Origin of the sequence: Celeribacter naphthalenivorans (assembly GCF_020524585.1) — a bacterium.
GTDB lineage: Bacteria > Pseudomonadota > Alphaproteobacteria > Rhodobacterales > Rhodobacteraceae > Celeribacter > Celeribacter naphthalenivorans.
In genome coordinates this window covers 223,751-243,001 of the sequence record NZ_JAIVLK010000008.1, presented here as the reverse complement: position 1 = coordinate 243,001, position 19,251 = coordinate 223,751, and the positions used below count along the sequence as shown (strand labels likewise).

Annotated in this window: 17 protein-coding genes; 11 read left to right on the top strand and 6 right to left on the bottom strand. The window is 59.3% G+C overall.

Features of this window, described 5'->3' with window-relative positions:
• Positions 1-157: 157 nt before the first annotated feature.
• From LC094_RS18040 to LC094_RS18030, 3 genes are read right to left on the bottom strand one after another with little or no spacing between them, the layout of a single operon-like run.
• Complete coding sequence (locus LC094_RS18040) at positions 158-1,147, bottom strand: formylglycine-generating enzyme family protein (protein WP_226554190.1); 990 nt, start codon at positions 1,145-1,147, stop codon at positions 158-160.
• On the bottom strand, positions 1,144-2,955 hold the full coding sequence (locus LC094_RS18035) for a hypothetical protein (protein ID WP_226554189.1): 1,812 nt from the start codon (positions 2,953-2,955) through the stop codon (positions 1,144-1,146). Before LC094_RS18035 ends, LC094_RS18040 begins: the two co-directional genes overlap by 4 nt.
• Entirely contained in the window at positions 2,952-3,968 is a 1,017-nt protein-coding gene (locus LC094_RS18030) for a DUF4123 domain-containing protein (protein WP_226554188.1), read from the bottom strand. The genes LC094_RS18035 and LC094_RS18030 overlap by 4 nt, the downstream gene beginning before the upstream one ends.
• A gap of 274 nt (positions 3,969-4,242) precedes the next feature.
• Between LC094_RS18030 and LC094_RS18025 the strand changes: the two genes are divergently transcribed.
• The 3 genes from LC094_RS18025 to LC094_RS18015 are packed head-to-tail and all read left to right on the top strand — an operon-like array spanning position 4,243 to position 7,351.
• A complete protein-coding gene (locus LC094_RS18025; protein WP_226554187.1) occupies positions 4,243-5,310 on the top strand; it encodes a DUF4123 domain-containing protein in 1,068 nt (355 codons plus the stop codon).
• Positions 5,307-5,933 carry a hypothetical protein gene (locus LC094_RS18020; RefSeq protein WP_226554186.1) on the top strand — a complete coding sequence of 209 codons (627 nt, stop codon included), beginning with the start codon at positions 5,307-5,309 and terminating at the stop codon, positions 5,931-5,933. The genes LC094_RS18025 and LC094_RS18020 overlap by 4 nt, the downstream gene beginning before the upstream one ends.
• Before the next feature lie 11 nt (positions 5,934-5,944).
• Positions 5,945-7,351 (top strand): phospholipase effector Tle1 domain-containing protein, encoded by a 1,407-nt coding sequence (locus LC094_RS18015; RefSeq protein ID WP_226554185.1) that lies wholly within the window; start codon positions 5,945-5,947, stop codon positions 7,349-7,351.
• Positions 7,352-7,521: 170 nt separating this feature from the next.
• Here the strand turns inward: LC094_RS18015 and katG are convergent, their stop codons facing one another.
• Both katG and LC094_RS18005 read right to left on the bottom strand, forming a co-directional pair.
• Entirely contained in the window at positions 7,522-9,696 is a 2,175-nt protein-coding gene (gene katG / locus LC094_RS18010; RefSeq protein WP_226554228.1) for a catalase/peroxidase HPI, read from the bottom strand.
• Between the two features lie 188 nt (positions 9,697-9,884).
• Entirely contained in the window at positions 9,885-11,723 is a 1,839-nt protein-coding gene (locus LC094_RS18005) for a hypothetical protein (protein ID WP_226554184.1), read from the bottom strand.
• 496 nt (positions 11,724-12,219) lie between these two features.
• Here LC094_RS18005 and LC094_RS18000 point away from each other — a divergent pair, with 496 nt between their 5' ends.
• Complete coding sequence (locus LC094_RS18000) at positions 12,220-12,594, top strand: hypothetical protein (RefSeq protein WP_226554183.1); 375 nt, start codon at positions 12,220-12,222, stop codon at positions 12,592-12,594.
• A gap of 155 nt (positions 12,595-12,749) precedes the next feature.
• Positions 12,750-12,974 (top strand): hypothetical protein, encoded by a 225-nt coding sequence (locus LC094_RS17995; RefSeq protein ID WP_226554182.1) that lies wholly within the window; start codon positions 12,750-12,752, stop codon positions 12,972-12,974.
• A gap of 66 nt (positions 12,975-13,040) precedes the next feature.
• Here LC094_RS17995 and LC094_RS17990 read toward each other — a convergent pair whose 3' ends face one another.
• Positions 13,041-14,093: a cytochrome-c peroxidase gene (locus LC094_RS17990; RefSeq protein ID WP_226554181.1), complete on the bottom strand. Its 1,053-nt coding sequence runs from the start codon at positions 14,091-14,093 to the stop codon at positions 13,041-13,043.
• 192 nt (positions 14,094-14,285) lie between these two features.
• Between LC094_RS17990 and LC094_RS17985 the strand changes: the two genes are divergently transcribed.
• From LC094_RS17985 to LC094_RS17960, 6 genes are all read left to right on the top strand, one after another.
• Positions 14,286-15,584: a 3-deoxy-D-manno-octulosonic acid transferase gene (locus tag LC094_RS17985; protein ID WP_226554180.1), complete on the top strand. Its 1,299-nt coding sequence runs from the start codon at positions 14,286-14,288 to the stop codon at positions 15,582-15,584.
• Positions 15,585-15,786: 202 nt separating this feature from the next.
• The gene (locus LC094_RS17980; protein WP_226554179.1) at positions 15,787-16,236 is read left to right on the top strand and encodes an NUDIX hydrolase; all 450 of its coding nucleotides are present in this window, start codon (positions 15,787-15,789) and stop codon (positions 16,234-16,236) included.
• Complete coding sequence (locus LC094_RS17975; protein WP_404815044.1) at positions 16,178-16,780, top strand: DUF1178 family protein; 603 nt, start codon at positions 16,178-16,180, stop codon at positions 16,778-16,780. Before LC094_RS17980 ends, LC094_RS17975 begins: the two co-directional genes overlap by 59 nt.
• Before the next feature lie 20 nt (positions 16,781-16,800).
• Positions 16,801-17,448 carry an SDR family NAD(P)-dependent oxidoreductase gene (locus LC094_RS17970; RefSeq protein ID WP_226554178.1) on the top strand — a complete coding sequence of 216 codons (648 nt, stop codon included), beginning with the start codon at positions 16,801-16,803 and terminating at the stop codon, positions 17,446-17,448.
• 122 nt (positions 17,449-17,570) lie between these two features.
• Positions 17,571-18,806, top strand: coding sequence for an aspartate kinase (locus LC094_RS17965; protein ID WP_226554177.1), 1,236 nt, complete (start codon positions 17,571-17,573; stop codon positions 18,804-18,806).
• Positions 18,807-18,879: 73 nt separating this feature from the next.
• On the top strand, positions 18,880-19,245 hold the full coding sequence (locus LC094_RS17960; protein ID WP_226554176.1) for a DUF4260 domain-containing protein: 366 nt from the start codon (positions 18,880-18,882) through the stop codon (positions 19,243-19,245).
• Positions 19,246-19,251 lie beyond the last annotated feature (6 nt).

Sequence of the window (19,251 nt, the reverse complement as noted above, 5' to 3'; positions counted from 1 at the left end):
TTGTTTCAAATGAATTTTATCAAGAAATAGACCCGATTACGTCGCCATGAGACACAACGGCGGAAAGCCCCAAGGCGTCCATGACACGCTTATCCCCATGTCTCTGCGTCCATACAGAAGACATGTTCATTCAAAGCCCACACAGCCGGGCAACGGCTTACTCAGCGTCCCGCCCCTGAGGGGATGTTGCATGGTAGGGCGGGCTGAGTTGGATCGGCCCAAGCAAAATTCCGAACCCGGTCTCAGAGGGCCTCTGATCCAGTTCGACAACACATCGCGCGCCGACATGAGTGGGAGGGAGCCCGTAAAGCTGTCCCATCTCTTCCATCTCTGCCGTCTCATACGCCCCCGTCAACATGGCCTTCCGCGCAGCTTCGTGCGCCCTGCCCGTCCGATCGGACATGCCGCGTGTTGGAATGGTTTCGTAAAGGGCAGATGAGTGGTCGCTGCCGCCTTTGAAGATGATCGCCTCTTCCGGGTCCGTAGCTGCGCGGTCGCTGACCCAGTCGTAGAGGCCGCCAGACAGATCATAAATCCCCAAGGGGTTGGGCGGGAAACTCGCCACATCGGGGCGGTCCTGACTCATCCGGGGCAGCGTGCTTAGATCGAACACGTTGCGCCCATATTCGAAACTGCCGTTGTCTGTGGGCCAGAAAGGCGTCTGCCCCCGGCTACGCGCCATATATTCCCATTCCGCCTCTGTCGGCAGACGCATTGGCAGGCCCGCCGCGTCTCCGAGCCACGCACAATACGCTGTCGCCTCCTGATAGCTGAACGCGGCAGGTCTATTTTCCATTCCTGCCGCGACATCGCGCTTCCTGCCCTGCGCCCGGTCAAAAAGCGCGGCCTCCGATTGGGTGACCTGACGCGGCGCGATGTAAAAGCTGTCGACTGTCACCTGACGCGTTTCCGATGTGCTGTGATCCGCCACATAGGTCTCGATCACGGTGCCATCCTGCCTCTGCAAAGGGGCGCGATAATTGCCCATGGTGAATGTGCCACCTTCGACGAAAACCATCGTCGCGCGGGTGCTGTCGATCAAATTCGCACGCGCATGTTTCTGGCCGATCGTGTTGAACATCAGGCCACCGGCGGCGACCAGCACTATGGCCCCGGCGGAGAGCAGGACGATAGATTTGCGGGTCATGCGACATTCCTCACGTGGACAGGTTCACCAGCGAGCATGGTATTGGCCGGCAAGGAATTGATGGCGCGCACCAGCGCTTCGAATTTACGCGCGGAGCCCCCATCGAGCACAGCGCGCAGACGGGCATAGCCCGCGGCGGCTGAGGATTTCGTACCCGTCACGGTAATACGCTCGACGACCTGTGCCCATTCGCGTTGGTTTTGCATCGTGCCGACAACTGTGAGAATGGCAGCTTCCTGATGTTCTTCGAAGGAGAAGAGATAGCGTTCGGAGAGCTTGTAGAGAATGGCCCCCTTGGCCTCCGGCGCCGCAAAGATCAGAGCCGACGGGCGGGCCTTGACCTTGCGTGCGAAATCTTCTGCGGCATTGGCGCTTCGGATCGGTTCGAGCGCGGCCTCAAGCGCGATGGAGCCTTCGGTGATCAGGGAAATCGTGACCTGAACGAGCGCCTGCCATGCATCCTCCGCGACGAACCGCAGGAAGGCAAAGTCGTTGTCCTTGAGCTGGCAGTAGATGTATTTGATGAATTCCAGAATTTTCGCGAAATTCACCTCGCCCAAAAGCCCGCCCTTGGCACCGACGCCAAGCACGGCACGGGCCTCGCAGCGGAACATGAATTTGCCGTTCTCATAGGTGATCTTAAGCACCCCTTCGAGACCGGCCCCGGCGTTTACGGCCACGGTCGCCCCGACGGACACGAAGGCCGCCCATTTCGGGCTTTCGACCACTCCGCCCGCTTCGACAAGGCCCGGATTGTACCATTCGAAAGCGCCTTTGACGCTGCCACCGGCCTCAAGCCCGGCAAACAGTCCGGCGGCCACTTCGCCTTTGCTGTCGGCGGCGGAGGGTTTGACGAGGACCTTCCCCGCAGGCTCGGTTTTGAATTCCAGACCTGCGGTGGCATAGACCGAAGCGCCCAACATGGCATTTGCGGACACCGTGGCATTGAACCGGAAATAGCCAAAATCGAGACGCGCCTGCGTGCCTGCCTCGGAGGCGTCCTCTTCGGACAGATCAATCAAGGCGTGCCAGCCGTCCCTGTCGACGAAATAGCCGTTGAACGTGGCTTTTGCCTCTCCAAGAATGGCGCGCGCTTCGGCATTGCCTTTCAGAGAGTAAGCGCCTTTTTTCGGATCATAGCCCAGCTGTACGCCAAACCCGGCATAGCCACGCATCAGCTGCGCACCAGCGGAAAGATCGAAATGCGCCCCGCTCGCGGAATAGCTCAGGCTGTCGTTGACCGCATCGACCCATTTGAGCCAATTGGCGTCCCAAACGTCGGTGATCGACCCGGAAGCCTCCCCTTTTGCGATCTGTTGCTTGTAGGTGATCCCGTCCGAAAGATCGGATTTGATCTTGTCGCGCACTGAGGTGAAGGCCTGACGCAGCTTGCCGCGATCAAGCTCCGACGTGCCCGCGGCCCCGGTTTGGGCTTGTAGAAGAGATTTGTCGATTTTGTAGCTGCGCCAATGATTGCGCATCTTGTCGGACCGAATCCGGGTCCATTTCTTGCCCCGGATGGAATAGGCTTGCACCAGATGTTTGTCCGGCAGGCGTTCGGTAGGTCTGACATATCCTTCGAGCATCTTGGCGAGATGATCCTGCGCCTCGATCACGGTTTCGGGATCGCCCTCGACCTTGGCCCGATCCAGGGCGCCAAAGGCGGCATCCATATCGCGGATTTCCTGATTGAGCGCTGTCAGCTCCTCACCTGCGTAAAGGAGAACGTTGCTTTCACCGACAGCCGAATCGCCACAAGCCAGCACATAAAAAAGTTCGAATTCACCGCATTCAACACAAATACTCATACATTCTCTCCATCGAGAAGCTCAAGGCAACCATATCTATTGGCATAACGTAACAGCAAGGGGCGCGGGGAAAAAACGCCGCTTTCCGCATCGGCCCAAAAGGCAGTGCGGGCCTCTTCAGGAAGCGCACAAAGAAGCCGGTGCGTGTCCAAAAGACGCGGGGCATGATCGAAACCGGCCTGCATCATTCTGGCAAAGACATAATGAGCAAAGGGGCGCGCCTCGGGGGCCGAAATGGCTTCGGCTGCGAGGTTTCGGGCACGGCTGTCGTTGACGAAAAGCGCCAATGCAGTCCGCGCCGGGCGATCAAGGCGGGGTATCGCTTCCCCCTCGGCTTCCGATCGACCGGCTGTCAGAGCGACAAACTCCCACAGGCCCGGTTCGAGCGCCGGGCGGGGATAGACAAGCTGCGTCCCGGCCTGAAAGAATTTCGTCACCGCGGCGGGATCGCTGGCACATAGAAGCGCATCAAGCATTCCCGGCTCCTGCAGACGAAAATATTGCGCGATCCCGGCCTCGTCCGACAGTTTGGTGTAATGTTTGAGATGACGCCTCATCGCGTCGAGCGGCAGCGCAGAGGCAAGGAAAATCCCGGCACCAAGCATTTTGCGGGGATCGTCCCTATCGGGGTCATGGGCAAAACAACTGCCCGTAAACGCGGCCTCGCGCGTCAATTCGACAAGCCATGGCGCGCCATCGGCAAGCTGCGGCGCAGTGTTCAGATCGTAGAGACAGCTATGAGCAAGCGCACTGCTGTCCAGACGGGCAGGCAGCCCCTGTGAGCGCGCCGCATCCAAAAGCGCATAGACATGCCAGCTCTGGTCGGGATCAGCGGGCGGGGAAAAAAGCGCATCCAGCACGTCTTCTATGGGCTGACGCTCCTCAGGCGCGTGCAGTCCCGTCAAAAGCGGTGGAACTTCTGCAAGGATTCGGTGCGTAACGGCCTCGCTTTGTGCAGGGTGCAAAAGCGCCTGTGCGATTTGCCAAGGCTCAACCGTTTGTAAAAGGGCCATACCACGCCTCACTTTGCCGTCTTAACAGAAAAGAACCGCGCCCAATCGGACGCGCCCTATTGGCCGACACCGTCCTCTGCCGAGCCCGATTTTGCAAACGGAAATCCAGCCCCCGCCTTACGAAGCTTCTCGCCCCCCATCGTCCTGTTTTTTTGACGGGGGCCATCACGCTTTCATTTTGTGGTTTTGGAAACTTGTTCATTGAGCCAATGCATCATGGATGCTAAATGTTTTAAGCAGAAAATGTCCTAAAGATCAGATTTGGATAGATTTTTTGAGTGAGTATGACCACTGGCTAGATATTGAGACGCCAACGCATCGAACAGCTACCACAGGTTTGAACGACGCCCCCGTCGCTATTTCAACGCAATCCGGTGTGCTGGCGCTTGATGCGCAGTTCGGGATTTGGCCCAAGAAAAATCTACCCGATGCTCTGGCCGACAACCTTTTCGGCAAGCGGTTTTTCGCTGAAGAGGACGCCTCTGAAAAGGCCGTAGCGCCGCGCACCTTCGCCATTCTTGACGCCTCAAAAGTTAAAGACCTACCACGCCTTTTGGACGCGAGCGGCCTGCCCTATCTCTGTTTATTCCGTGGAGCGGCGGCGAGGGACCTTTCGGACGTCGCACCCTATATCGTGGAACTCGACAGCACGGCGGACTTTGTGCGTCGGCTGTTTACAGCCTCGGACAACCCCTCTGATCTCTGGCCGCAAGAGCCGGGCATCTTTTTGCGCTCACATGACAGTCTGGAAAACCTGCAACGCCTCCTGCGACGGTTTACACGGGTCCGCGATGAGGCCGGAAACTGGAGCTTCTTTCGCTTTTGGGAACCCGAGGTCGCCAGAGTTCACTTCAACTATCTCGCGACACGTCCCAAGCTATTCTCATTGTGGTTTTGCTCTCTGAACGGGCATGCTGTCGGCTATATCGTCCTCACGAAGGATGGCGAGGTGACAAGCTTCACGCCGAATTCCCCCTGCATCGCGCGCGCCTCTGCCGTATTCACGCTTGAGACATCCGAGAAAGAGGCGTTCCGGGCACGGCGCGTTCAGATGAAGATGACGGAGATACAGCGAAAGTTGGAACCGCATTTCTCGGCTCGCAGCCCGGCAGAGATAAAGACAGCTGTCGCCCACGTCGTCGAGCGGTTTGCTCGCTTTGGCCTGAAAAGCACGGCGACCATTTTTACGCTCGCATGGTATGAACTCAACTCCGGCCCCGCTTTCGAAAACCGGATTGGCGCGGACCATCTGAGAGAGTTGGAACAAACCCACATTGCAGAAGATCTTCGCATCATGAGATTTCGTGCGGCGATGGAAGGGCAAAAAGGAACGGATTTATGAGAAAATCTGTGAGAACGGTTCTGGCAACGGCGTTGCTGTTTTTTGCGGCGGCCTGTCGTAGTGACGCTGTGACAGACAACGTCAGGTATGATCTCAAAACCACATCGGGATGGCCGGTGGTCGCGTTCATCGGCTCCTCGTCTTTTGCTCCGGACCGTCAAAGCTACACAGGCGATCCGTGGCTTCGAAACGGCGGATATGATGAGAACAGCGCTGGCACACCTGTGCGAAACCTCCTCGCCGAGGGCGCAGATACCACGCATGTGAGCTTCGATGTGACCTGGTTCGAGGTCGTCACCCGAAACGTTTATTCCGCCTCTCTCGATGTCGATCTCAAGACGTTGAAACGCGATCCGATTGCCACGGATTTCAATGTCCTTATCTTTCGCATTTCGCCGGATGGCATCGTTCAGGCTGTGACATATGACGAAAGCTACCCACCCAAAGAGCCCCCCGCCAGTGCGATTACGGTGGCACAGGCCTGCGGCGTGCCCACCCGCCTCGATGAGGACAAACGAGACAGCTTGGCCTTCGCATTGGAGCTTATGGAGAGCAACGAAGATGTGGGCGACTGGTTCGCGCACAGATGGGATGACGCAGATATCCCGACACATTGCAACTGAGGCACAGAGCGATGGATGGCAGCACATTTCCCGATGAAGACCTTGTCGACCTGCAAGAAGAAGGCGCGATTGATGCCGTAACGACCACCTGTCCGGCAGTCGACGTCGAGATCGCGATGTTCTTCGACGGGACAGGCAACAACCTGGCCAATGTCGAAGAGGGCAACAGGGTCCGCGCCAGCGGTGGGGTCACTTCGGAGCCGAGTTACGAGAACGATCTGAGCAATGTTGCAAAGCTCTACCAGAGCTATGCGCGACTTGTCCCAAGCGTGGTGCGGAACGACTGCGGTGGGATCGGAAAACGGCGCTTCGCCGAGATCATTGACGGGATCGGCACAACATCAGGCCAGGAAGACAGCGTGCTTGGCTTTGCTGTCGGTTGGGGGATAACCGGTGTCGAAGAGCGCGTGAAAGAAGGCTTCCTACGGTTTTTGCAGCGGCTGAACGAGGCGAAGGCCGCAGGTGAGATCAAATCCATCAAGCTTGATGTTTTCGGGTTTAGCCGCGGGTCGGCAGCGGCGCGTCACTTTGTGAACTGCGTCAGGCGTGGCAACGCGGGCCATGGATATGGCGGTCCATACTATGAACTTCAGGAAGAGGATAAACCGAAACTCGAAATTCGCTTCCTCGGCCTTTTCGACACGGTCGTCTCTTGGGGGTTGATCGCCAACGATAGCAATTGGGGGCGGCTGAAGATCACACTCCCCGACGACATCGCAACGAAAATCGTCCACATCACCGCGCTGGATGAACACCGCGAGAACTTCCCTTTAACCGAAGCGCCCGAGAGCGCCGAAACGATCCGCATGCCGGGCGCCCACTCCGATATCGGCGGAGGCTATGCGGATTTTTTCGTGGAACGGGTCGAGGTGGAGCGCCCGAGGTCTAACTTCGACAATTTCAACCCACGCCCGAGCGAAACACATGAGGTCTATGGTTTCGATGCCTTTACCGCAGAGGATATGGCCATTTTCAATCGCCTCGTGGCTCAGGGCTGGATTAGGCCGACGGATCGGAGCGCACTGACGCGGGAATACACGCCCGTCTCAAACAATCCCTACGATCCTTACTGGAACCGCTGGTTTTTGACGCGGGACTGGCTGCGCAATCCACGCCTTGCACATGTCTCTTTGCATGTCATGTTCGAAAAAGCCGTCGAAGCAGGCGTGCCTTTTGTCTCCCTGCTTCCCGGCGAGAATTACGATCTCCCCGAAGGCGATCTCGTGCTGGCGCAGCTCAAAGACGATTTGATGGCGGGCCGCGTATTCACGCCTGCCGAAACGATCCCCTACCGCCGCGACTATGTGCACCACTCGGCAAACTGGGCACCTTCTGGTCCTGTCTTCCCGATGCAACCGCATGAGGGCGCGAGCCGACGTACGGTTTACGGAAATGATGGTTCTCTTCAGGCGGACTGATCGGCGGCACCAACGGGAGGTGCGATTTTGAGACAACTCACTCGGATCACCATTCAAATCCTTCTCAGACTGGTACAGAACATCTCAGGCTTTCGTCTGTGTTTTTAAGGCTTCGCACATAAAAACGCCCCCGCAAAAGCGAGGGCGTTTCTCGTCTTATCGAATGAAGATCAGGCCAGATCGAAACGGTCGGCGTTCATCACCTTGACCCAGGCTTTGACGAAATCAGTCACGAATTTCTCCGCATTGTCGTCCTGCGCATAGACTTCCGCGTAAGAGCGCAGGATCGAGTTGGAGCCGAACACCAAATCCATGCGCGTTGCGGTGTATTTCACAGCACCCGTCTTGCGATCCGTGATCTCGTAGATGCCGCCTTTCGCCGGGGTCCACGTGTAGGCCATGTCGGTCAGGGTCACGAAGAAATCCGTGGTCAGGGCGCCGACACGATCCGTCAGGACACCATGCGCGGTGGCCCCGTAGTTGGTGCCCATGGCCCGCATGCCGCCAACAAGAACCGTCATTTCATGCGCGGTGAGGCCCATGAGTTGGGTACGGTCGAGCATCAACTCTTCGGGGGCGACCACGTAGTCTTTCTTGAGCCAGTTGCGATAGCCATCGGCGATCGGTTCCAGCACGTCGAAAGAGGCCGCATCGGTCATCTCGTCGGAGGCATCACCCCGGCCCGGCGCGAAGGGGACAGTGATGTCGAAGCCTGCCGCTTTCGCCGCCTGCTCGACACCGACGCCACCGGCCAGCACGATCACATCGGCCACAGAGGCACCGGTCTCGGCGGCAATCGGCTCCAGCACGGAAAGCACCTTTGCCAGACGGGCGGGTTCGTTGCCGTCCCAGTCCTTTTGAGGCGCCAGACGGATGCGCGCGCCATTGGCACCACCGCGCATATCGGAGCCACGGTAGGTCCGCGCGCTGTCCCAAGCAGTCGAAACCATCTCGGAGATCGTCAGACCGGAAGCCGCGATTTTGGCCTTCACCGCATCGACATCATAAGAGGTCGAACCGGCGGGCACCGGGTCCTGCCAGATCAGGTCTTCAGAGGGCACATCCGGGCCAATGTAGCGCACTTTCGGCCCCATATCGCGGTGGGTCAGTTTGAACCAGGCGCGTGCGAATGTGTCGGCGAAATAGGCGGGATCGGCCATGAATTTCTGGCAAATCGCGTTGTAGATCGGGTCGACTTTCATCGCCATATCGGCGTCGGTCATCATCGGGTTGTGACGCTTGGACGGGTCGGTTGCGTCCAGAGGTTTGTCTTCTTCCTTGATGTCCACCGGCTCCCATTGCCACGCGCCTGCGGGCGATTTCTTGAGCTCCCATTCGTGACCAAAGAGCATCTCGAAAAAGCCCATGTCGAACTTCGTCGGCTCAGAGGTCCAGGCGCCTTCAAGCCCGGAGGTCACCGCATTTGCCGCCTTGCCATGCTGGTTCGGGTTCGACCAGCCGAGGCCCTGCATCTCAGGCCCCGCGCCTTCCGGGTCCGCGCCCAGAACCGAGGCGTCGCCATTGCCGTGAGTCTTGCCGACCGTGTGGCCGCCAGCCGTCAAAGCGGCGGTTTCCTCGTCGTTCATCGCCATGCGAGCAAAGGTTTCGCGCACTTGGGCGGCGGTTTTCATCGGGTCCGGTTTGCCGTTCACTCCCTCGGGATTCACGTAGATCAGACCCATCTGCACCGCCGCGAGCGGGTTTTCCATCGTGTCGGGCTTGTCGACATCGGTATAACGCTCATCAGAAGGCGCCAGCCATTCTTTCTCGGCGCCCCAATAGGTGTCTTTCTCCGGGTGCCAGATGTCTGCGCGGCCAAAGCCAAAGCCAAAGGTCTTCAGCCCCATGTTTTCATAGGCGATGGTCCCGGCGAGAACGATCAGATCGGCCCAGCTCACCTTGTTGCCGTATTTCTTTTTGATCGGCCACAACAGGCGCCGCGCCTTGTCGAGGCTGACGTTGTCGGGCCAGGAGTTCAGAGGTGCAAAACGCTGGTTGCCGGTGCCGCCACCGCCGCGCCCGTCGGCCAGACGATAGGAGCCCGCAGCATGCCACGACATGCGGATCATGAGACCGCCGTAATGGCCCCAGTCGGCCGGCCACCACTCCTGACTTTCGGTCATCAGCGCATGCATGTCCGCCTTCAGCGCGTCGAAATCGAGCGATTTGACTTCTTCGGTGTAATCAAACGCCTCGCCCATCGGGTTCGTCTTGCTGTCGTGCTGGTGCAGAATGTCGAGATTGAGCGCATTCGGCCACCAGTCCATGACGCTCTTGCCGGATTCGGTGTTGCTGCCGTGCATGACCGGGCATTTACCCGCCGTTTTCATATCGTTACCGTCCATCTGTTCCTCCAGAGTGCTACGTTCTTCGTGGCTGGGATCGGACAACATATAAGTTTCATTTGGCCGTCAGCCACTGTTACCGATCCCGTTGGACCAAGAGGTAACAACTCCAAACGATAAACAATAATTGTATTAAATATGTGTCGCGATAACTTTTACTAATGAACAACCTCGCCATTCATGGCCACTTATGGCTCACAATTCAGACCACGCGACACATTGCCGGACGCGGACGACAAACAGGTCGGTGCGGGCACGTCAACGCCCACGGCTTCGAGGTGACGGGCAATGGCAGACAAGGCCACATCCCCTTGAACATACATGCGAATATTCGCCATCGGGTCCGCAGGATGCCCCACAAGAGGCGCCAAACGTTCGATCTCCGACCGATCCCCGATCATTGACGCGGCAGCCAAAAGCAAGATGTCGCGCGACGGGCTTTCCTGTTCGGCATAGCCTGTCCGGGCCATATCGACCATGCGCGCATTCTTGCGCACGATGCCGACCACAAGGATTGGCAGATACATATAGGCCGAGGGGCTGGCGCTCAGCCGCACCGCAGATTGCGCCATACTCGCCGAGGCATCCAACAGATCCGCCGACAAATAGGCATAGGCCAGCACGCCGTAAGCGGTGGGATTGGCGGGGTTCAGCTCGACCGCCTGACGCAGGGTGCGGATCGCCAGACTTGTGTCGCCCTTCGCGTTATAGAGCGCCCCCAACAAGATGAATCCCACATCCGAACCGGGAAAGCGGTCCACGAGGGCACCGGCATACTCCGTGACCTCCTGAGCGGTGCTGTGCATCTGCTCGGGCACACCGCTCAGGTCCATAAAATGAAACTCGGGCACAGCGTGCAGCATCAACGTGCCGAGAGACGCCGCGCCCACCGCGTCGTTCTCCAGCCGCCCGCGCAGAGGATCGAAACAGCGATAGGCCTCAAGAAACCGCTCCTGTTGGTAACTCTCAAGAAAAGCGTCGGTGAGCAGGACACAGCGAAACACATCGCCTATGGCCGCAGGGCGCATTTCGCTGCTCAGGCCGAAAGCACTGATCACCCCGCCCTGCGCAGCCAGAAAGGCACTGATGCGTTGCGAGACATCACGCAGGCTTGCATAGAAATCTGCGTCTGTGATCGGTCCGGAAATCCGCGACTGAAACAACACCTTGCCGCTCTCGGCCTCGGCCAGTTCCACCGCCAGATCCAGCTCGCCCACAAGCTTGAGGATCGACCCGCGCAGAATGTAATCCGAGCCCGCGATTTCGCGATTGAGATCGGCGCTCAGAACACGCACACGAAGACGTCCGAACCGCTGAAAATCACCGGCCAATTGGCGCTGGACATCCTTTTCATAGACATCGTTCTCCGCCTCCCCGGTGAGATTGACGAAGGGCGCGATGGCGATGATCGGGTATCCTGTGTTGAGCACCTGCCCCTCAGGATCGGGCACAGCCTTGTGCCACACGCCATACCCCAGAACCACCGCCACGAAGGCCAGGATCAGGGCCACGACGCCCATAAGCCCCCACATGGGACGCGGCCGCCGCGGTGATGCCTTCCGCGGCGCGGAGGCTGGGCTGCCCGCCAACTCTATACCTTCAGAGGGCGACGCGGAGCCTGGTGCGGTTTCACCTATGGCGGCCACCACCTCCACAGGCAATGCGGCAGGCTCAGCGGGGTGCGGCACGTTCACATGCGCAAGCGAAAGCGCATAGCTTCCACGCGGGATAGTCAACCGGTCTGCACTGTCGGCGTGCAGGTCGTAATAGACCGTGATCGCTTCCCGCAATCGCCGCATGCGCACACGCACGATCGGATCGGTGGAGGGGTCGAACTCCGCATCCCGTCCCAGCAACTCATGGGCGATGCCATATTCCGTGATCTCATCGCCACGCCCGGAAAAGAACTCTTCGGCGAGATACATGAGCAGGGCTCGATTGGCCTTTGAGCGCGCAAAGGTATCACTTTCGAGGATTTTCGTGACCTCTTGACGTAAAATCTCGCGCTTTTGCACGTCGGGCAACATGTCGGCCTCCTCGGGCCTCAATCCTCTCAAACCGCGAAACGGTAACATGTTTCACAGACGGCAAAAGAGAAATATCCCTAAAACATGGGAAAAAATGATGACTGCCGTAACTTCCTCCAAATCCTAACGCGATGTCGGTTACATCTTGTTACGCAAGCGCTTTGGGTCGTAACAATCACATGCAACCACCTGAAACGCTTTGTCTCTGACCAAGACGTTAATTCGGCGTCATAAGGGCGTTCAGACTCAGATTGTCACGAGACCAACGATCATGCTGACGGCTTTTTTGCCCCAAAACTTCATACCCCGAGGCGTCAGCATGCCCAAGACGCATGCCCCTGCCGTACGTTGCCCTGTCGGACGTCGTGTCACGCCCCAAGTAGCCACCAACCCCGCATATATGCAGACAGGCCCCAACCGCATGGGCAGACCCTCCGCGCTCAGTGCAGGCAGAGCCGGTTCTGCGGGCGCCTCCCTCGATAAGGAGGAAAGCCGCATGCAGCTTTCGCAATACGATCTTCTCGTGTTCAGCCTGGTCGCAGAGGAAAAGAGCCTTGCGCGTTCCGCGACGGCCACCCTCAATCCCAGACTGGCCACCTCCTCCGATGAACTCAGCGCTCATTTCGAAGCCGAACGTTTCAAACTGATCGTCGTGGAATGCGACCCGGACAGCAACGAGTTGGCGCAAATCGCCATCAATGTCCATCGCCGCATCCCGCCGGAAGACGGCTCGTCTTTGATCGCTTTCAAAGCGGGGCCGGACAGTGTACTTGATCTCTTGCGATATACGCCCAGCGCATCGGCCTTTGCCTTTCTAGCCGCCCAACCTCATCAATTGCGTGCCCATATCCTGGAATTGCTAACGCCCTGAGCTTTGCTCCGACCAAGCCCCTTTACCCCTCCCCGCCCAAAGCGGTCAGAAATGAGTTTGATGCGATGTCTGTGTCCTCCCCACGTCAGAGACGGCGACTTTTAATCGCCCTGCCTCCGGGTCAGCCCTGTCTGACGCTGTCAGCAGAGATTCGCATGGCTTTGGTCAGCAACTCCGCACATAGCCCGGCCAACGCCCGCGCGCATCGCCACCCGCATCTGACCGCGCGCGAAGCCGAGGTGATCGAACGGCTGCTCACCGTTTGCACCCATTATCACTATCTCGGTCAGCATCATACTTCCGAGCTGGTGGATCGGATCGGCATGAACATGATGCAGGCATTCCTGGCCCGCAACACCCCGGAACCCAGTGACACCTGAGCCCCTAAACGTGAAAGCCCCCGCTGCACTGCGAGGGCTTTCGTCATTTAAGGGACCTAAGCGGCCTCAGTTCGGAATCACCTCTGCCGTCGGACGCGGCGTCGTTGCGGTCTCGACAGGCAGAACCGGGAGAGTGATCGCCGGCAATGTGCCCGTCAGGGAGCCAAGGAAGGCCACAATCTGGCCGGCTTCATCCTCGGTCAGTTCTTCGCCCAGCTGGCTTTCCGCCATAATCTGAACCGCGACTTTCAGATCCCAGACCTTGCCGGAATGGAAATAGGGCGCCGTCAGCGCGATGTTGCGCAGCGGCCCGGCGCGGAAGACATATTCATCGTCCACAGTTTCGGTCACGGCAAAGCGCCCCCGGTCGCCCTCGGGCAGAATGTCAGAGCCGGGTTTTTCGATCAGACCAAAGGGATAATACCCCTCGCCGCCGACGTTCACACCGGCATGACAGGCGACACAGCCCTTGTCCAGGAACAGCTCAAGCCCGGCCAGCTCTTCAGCAGACAGCACATTGTCATCGCCATTGAGCCAGGAATCAAACGGCGCAGGCGTCAAAAGCGTGGCCTCGAAGGCCTCGATCGCCTTGGCCATATTGTCGAATGTGACGGGCTCGGCCTCATCCGGGAAGGACTCCTCGAACCACTCCACATATTGCCCCATCGACGACAGGGTCGCGACGACATTCTCCGGCGTGTTGGCCATTTCGACCCCGGCCTGAATCGGCCCCTTCGCCTGCGCCTTCAAATCCGCTGCGCGCCCGTCCCAGAACTGCGCCTCGTTGAACACGGCGTTCAAAACGGTCGGCGAATTGCGCGGACCTTTTTGCCAGCCATGGCCGACAGAGGTCTCCATATTGTCGTCCCCGCCGGTCGTCAGATTGTGGCAGGAATAGCAGGAGAACACACCCGAGGCCGACAGCCGCGGATCAAAGAACAATGCTTTGCCCAGATCGATCTTTTCCGCCGTGATCGGGTTGTCCGCCACCGCAGGCACCGTCGAGGGCAAAGGTTTAAAGAAATCGAGCGCATAGTCCCGAAGCTCATTGGCCGAAGCCGTTGAGGCGCCCAAAATGGCGGCACTCGTCAACAGGGCAAAACGCGGTAAAAGTTTCATAAATTTCTCCCTCGCATCATGGATGCAATTGATTTGTCGCGCGTCTTCGACCAAATTAGAATCTCTCTAAAAATGAACCATGACTTAGATCAATTCTAAATCTTGCACGTGTCTTGATCTGCCCGCCCCCTTGCCAAGACGGGGCTTCACCGCGTAAGCGAATGTGCAATTTTGATTGATCGGACGACTGTCTTGCTTCTCTACCGTGCCCTCCTGACCCTGCTGAGCCCACTCTTTGCGCTCATGCTGCTGCGGCAAGTGCTGCGCGGGCGCGAGGGCCTGTCCGATCTGGCGGAACGTTTCGGCGCGGGCCTCAATACGATCCCCCGCACCAAAGCACCTCTTCTGTGGATTCACGGCGCCTCCAATGGCGAGTTGACCGCCGCACGCGGGCTGATTGAAGAGGCGCTCCGCCGCGCCCCCGGCCTCGACATTCTCGTGACGGTAAACACGGTGAGCGCGCGCAAAATGGTCGCGGGTTGGGCCCTGCCCCGCGTCACGACCCGGCTCGCGCCGATGGATTTGCGCCTTGTGCTGAAACGGTTTCTAACCACCACCCGCCCCTGCGCGCTGATCTCTTTGGAAAATGAGATTTGGCCCAACCGCTTTGTGACGCTCGCCCGCCATGACATCCCCGTGGTCGTCGCAGGCGCCCGCATGTCAGAGCGCACAGCGCAGCGTTGGGGGCAGATGGGCGTTCTGCTCGGCGGCACCATCCGCCAGACCATCAACGCGATCACCAAACTCGCAGCACAAGACACCGCCTCCGAACAACGGTTGCTGCAACTGGGCCTGCCCGCGGCTACACTTCTGCCGCGAATGAACCTCAAAAGCACGGTCGAATTGGCCACCGCACCCGAGGCGGAATTGAAGGCCCTGCAAAAGACGTTTCGTCGAGACAAGACCCTGCTCGCCGCCTCGACCCACGCGGGCGAGGAGCGTCCGATCTTTGAGGCTTTTCACCGCCTGCAACAGACCCATCCTGACGCGCGCCTGATCCTCGCGCCGCGCCACCCGTCGCGCGCCGAAACCATCGCGACGGAGCTGACCCACGCAGGGCTCAGCTTTGCACGGCGCTCGAAAGGTGAGGCCCCCGAAGGCGCGCCGATCTACCTCGCCGACACGCTGGGCGAAATGGCGCTTTGGTATCGCCTGGCAGGCATCACCTTCGTCGGCGGCTCTTTGACGGACCACGGCGGGCACACACCCTATGAGCCCGTGCAATTCGACACCGCGATCCTGCACGGCCCGCATGTCTCCAACCATGCTGCCGCCTATGACGCTCTTGACCGCGCGGGCGGTGCGCTGGATCTCTCCGATGCGACCGCTCTTGCAGAGGCCGCAAGCGCGCTGATGTCGGACCCGGATCGCGCCAAAGCGATGACTGAACAGGCCCACGTCGCGCTCATTCCGCTGCGCGAAAGCCAGCTTCGGCAGGAGGCCTTTTGGGCTGCTCTGGCCGATCTGCCCAAATTACAAGCATTGAAATAACCCAAAGCCCGTCGTTTCCGCCGAGAAACGGCGCGTGAAACGATTTTTCTTTCCAGCCGTCACAGGGCTTTGATACTTCTTCTGTTACTCTGATGCGACAAACCGGGTGCAAGCGTGTTTTTCCACGCTTTGGAGGAGGGCCCGCCGCACTCAGACATTGAGGGAAGAGCAGGTGTCATTGATACGCCCAAGACAACATCCGGTGAAACTCGGACAAAGCGGCAAGGACGGCGTGCGCACCCAGTTCGGCGCGCTGATCTGGCGCTGGCGTAAGGACAAGCTGCAAATCCTTCTGGTCAAATCGCGGCGCCGCAAACGCTGGATCATCCCGAAAGGCTGGCCGATGGATGGGCAAACCCCCGTGCAAGCCGCCGCCACCGAAGCCTGGGAAGAGGCCGGGATCAAGGGCCGGCCCGCCCCCATCTGCATCGGGCTTTATTCCTATCTCAAATATCCCCGCGATGGCGAATTGCCGATGCCCTGCGTCGTTGCGGTGTTTCCACTCAAGGCACGCTGGGTCTTTGATCGCTACCCCGAAGCCAATGAACGCAAACGCAAATGGGTCTCCGCCAAAAAGGCCGCAAGCCTTGTGGATGAACCGGAGCTGGCCCAGATCATCCGCCATTTCAACCCGCGCCTCTATCGCCTTTGAGAGCGGTCGCATTGCAAAGCCCCCGGACAAGGCCTATTCTAAAGGCCTGATCTTGGGAAACGCGCCGGTCATGATCCGCTACATGCTCAAATGCTCCAAAGAGCATCAATTCGAAAGCTGGTTTCGCTCCGCCGAAGCCTTTGAGACGCTTTGCGAAAACGGTCAGTTGAGCTGCCCGACCTGCGGCACGTCGCAGGTCTTCAAGGCGATGATGGCCCCCCGTGTCAGCACGGCGCGCAAACCCGAACTCCCCGCCTCCGAAGCGCCCGCCTCTGCTCCGCCCACACAGACCTCCCCGATGGAGCCGCCACGCCCCACGGCCGAAGAGGTCGAACAGGCGGTCGCCAAACTGCGCGCCGAGGTGGAGGCCAATTCCGATTACGTCGGCGTCGAATTCGCCAAGGAAGCGCGCAAAATTCACGAGGGCGAGGCGCCTGCGCGGGCGATCTACGGCGAGGCGAAACTGGACGACGCCAAGGCGCTTTTGGAAGAGGGGGTGCCGGTCCTGCCGCTGCCCTTCACGCCGAAACGCAAACTGAACTGAACTCACTCAAAGGCACTGACATGGACACGGCTCTCATCACCGGCGCCTCGCGCGGCATTGGCGCGGCTCTGAAATCTGAACTGAGCACGCGCGGCTATGAGGTCACCGGCACCTCGACCCGCGGCGCGGACGGTCTTTTGCCGCTCGACGTCAAAGACCCGCAAAGCGTTTCGGGTCTGGCCAGCACATTGAAAGATCGCCCACTGGACCTGTTGGTCTGCAACGCCGGGCTCTATCTGGACCGCGGCCAATCGCTCGACACCGACTACCCCGCCGAGATGTGGGCCGAAGAATTCGCCGTCAATGTCACCGGCGTCTTCCTGACCGTGCAGGCGTTCCTGCCCGCTCTGCGCGCCGCGCGTGGTAAGATCGCGATCATCTCGTCGCAGATGGCATCCCACACCCGCGCGCCCGGCGGCTCTTACATCTACCGCGCCTCGAAAGCCGCCGCTTTGAACCTTGGCCGCAACCTTGCCACCGATCTCAAATCGGACGGCATTTCGGTCGGCATCTATCACCCCGGCTGGGTCCAAACCGATATGGGCGGTGCCTCTGCCGAGATCACGGCGACCATGGCCGCCAATGGCTTGGCGGATCGTTTTGCCGAGCTGTCGCTCAGCTCCACCGGTTGCTTCCTGACTTGGGACGGGCATCCGCACGCATATTAAGTCTCCTTTGCTGTAAAAATACTCAGCAAAATATACACCGGGCACACGCGCCACTCTTGCGCTTGGCGCCCAAGCCACTTAGAGAACCGTGACCACTCTGACGACGGGGGATAAGGCCAGAGATGCCAATTCTCGTGATGAAATTCGGCGGTACATCCGTCGCCACGCTCGACAAAATCAAACGCGCCGCGAAACGCGTCGGCCGCGAGGTTGCCAATGGCTACGACGTGATCGTCGTGGTCTCCGCCATGTCCGGCGAGACCAACAAGCTCGTGGGCTACGTGAACGAAACCTCTCCGATGTATGATGCGCGTGAATATGACGCCGTTGTCTCCTCGGGCGAGAACGTGACCGCAGGCCTCATGGCTCTGACGCTTCAGGAAATGGACGTGCCCGCACGCAGCTGGCAGGGCTGGCAAGTGCCGCTCAAGACCAACTCCGCGCATGGCGCCGCCCGGATCGAAGAGATCCCGCCGGAGAACATCCTCGCCAAATTTGGCGAAGGCATGAAAGTCGCGGTCGTGGCGGGTTTCCAAGGCATTTCGCCCGAGGGCCGCATCACCACGCTGGGCCGGGGTGGTTCTGACACCACCGCCGTCGCCTTTGCCGCCGCCTTTGAGGCCGAGCGTTGCGACATCTACACCGATGTGGACGGGGTCTACACCACCGACCCGCGGATCGAGAGCAAAGCCCAGAAGCTCGACAAGATCGCTTTCGAAGAAATGTTAGAACTGGCGTCTTTGGGTGCGAAAGTGCTTCAGACCCGGTCGGTCGAACTGGCGATGCGTTACGGCGTGCGCCTGCGCGTCCTGTCGTCTTTCGAGGAATATGACCCCAATGCCGGCACGTTGATCTGTGCCGAGGAGGATATCGTGGAAAACAAACCAGTCTCGGGCATTGCCGCCTCCCGCGAAGAAGCCAAAATGACCCTCGTGTCGGTCGCTGACCGCCCCGGCATCGCCGCCGCCATTTTCGGCCCGCTGGCCGAGGCGGGCGTGAATGTCGACATGATCATTCAGAACATCTCCGAAGAGGGTCGCACCGACATGACCTTCTCCTGCCCCGTCGATCAGGTGAACCGCGCCAAAGCGGCTCTGGACGCGGCGAAGGACCGTGGTGCCTTCAACTTTGGCGAGCTGATCTCCGACACGGATGTGGCGAAAATTTCGCTCGTCGGCATCGGCATGCGCTCGCAATCGGGTGTCGCCGCCAAGATGTTCAAAGTGCTCTCCGACGAAGGCATCAACATCAAGGTCATCGCCACCTCCGAGATCAAAATCTCCGTTCTGGTCGACCGCAAATACACAGAGCTGGCCGTTCAGGCCCTGCACGATGCGTTCGAGTTGAACGCCGCCTGAGCCAAGGCTTCACTGCAAGACATAGACCCCCGCGCTCTGCGGGGGTTTTCTTTTGTGCAAAGGAGGACGTCGAATGATCCTTTGGCAACGCCTTGAGGGCGCATTGATTTTTGCGATCTGCCTCACCCTGCTCTGGACCATGGGCGCGTCCCTGCCCCTATGGGCCATGGTGCTTGTGTTTTTCGCCCCCGACCTGTCGTTTGCAGGCTATGCCTTCGGCCCGCGCGCCGGCGCCATCGCCTACAATCTCACGCATCTCTATGCCTCCGGCGCAGCTATCGCGCTTTTCGGCTGGCTTGGCGAGGCACCTGTCTCCACGGCGCTTGGGCTCGTATGGATCGCCCATGCCGGCTTTGATCGCGCCCTTGGGTACGGTTTGAAATCCGCGCAGGGCTTTGAGTTCACCCACCTCGGACGGATCGGAAAGACCAAAGCCTGAATCCTC

What these genes read in the sequence shown, in the direction of transcription:
- LC094_RS18000 (WP_226554183.1), top strand. Translation starts at nt 12,220, where the DNA reads ATGCAGCTTTCGCAATACGATCTTCTCGTGTTCAGCCTGGTCGCAGAG.
- LC094_RS17995 (WP_226554182.1), top strand. Translation starts at nt 12,750, where the DNA reads ATGGCTTTGGTCAGCAACTCCGCACATAGCCCGGCCAACGCCCGCGCG.
- LC094_RS18005 (WP_226554184.1), bottom strand. Translation starts at nt 11,723, where the DNA reads ATGTTGCCCGACGTGCAAAAGCGCGAGATTTTACGTCAAGAGGTCACG.
- LC094_RS18015 (WP_226554185.1), top strand. Translation starts at nt 5,945, where the DNA reads ATGGATGGCAGCACATTTCCCGATGAAGACCTTGTCGACCTGCAAGAA.
- LC094_RS18040 (WP_226554190.1), bottom strand. Translation starts at nt 1,147, where the DNA reads ATGACCCGCAAATCTATCGTCCTGCTCTCCGCCGGGGCCATAGTGCTG.
- LC094_RS17965 (WP_226554177.1), top strand. Translation starts at nt 17,571, where the DNA reads ATGCCAATTCTCGTGATGAAATTCGGCGGTACATCCGTCGCCACGCTC.
- LC094_RS18035 (WP_226554189.1), bottom strand. Translation starts at nt 2,955, where the DNA reads ATGAGTATTTGTGTTGAATGCGGTGAATTCGAACTTTTTTATGTGCTG.
- LC094_RS17990 (WP_226554181.1), bottom strand. Translation starts at nt 14,093, where the DNA reads ATGAAACTTTTACCGCGTTTTGCCCTGTTGACGAGTGCCGCCATTTTG.
- LC094_RS17970 (WP_226554178.1), top strand. Translation starts at nt 16,801, where the DNA reads ATGGACACGGCTCTCATCACCGGCGCCTCGCGCGGCATTGGCGCGGCT.
- LC094_RS18020 (WP_226554186.1), top strand. Translation starts at nt 5,307, where the DNA reads ATGAGAAAATCTGTGAGAACGGTTCTGGCAACGGCGTTGCTGTTTTTT.
- LC094_RS17960 (WP_226554176.1), top strand. Translation starts at nt 18,880, where the DNA reads ATGATCCTTTGGCAACGCCTTGAGGGCGCATTGATTTTTGCGATCTGC.
- LC094_RS17975 (WP_404815044.1), top strand. Translation starts at nt 16,178, where the DNA reads ATGAACCGGAGCTGGCCCAGATCATCCGCCATTTCAACCCGCGCCTCT.
- katG (WP_226554228.1), bottom strand. Translation starts at nt 9,696, where the DNA reads ATGGACGGTAACGATATGAAAACGGCGGGTAAATGCCCGGTCATGCAC.
- LC094_RS18030 (WP_226554188.1), bottom strand. Translation starts at nt 3,968, where the DNA reads ATGGCCCTTTTACAAACGGTTGAGCCTTGGCAAATCGCACAGGCGCTT.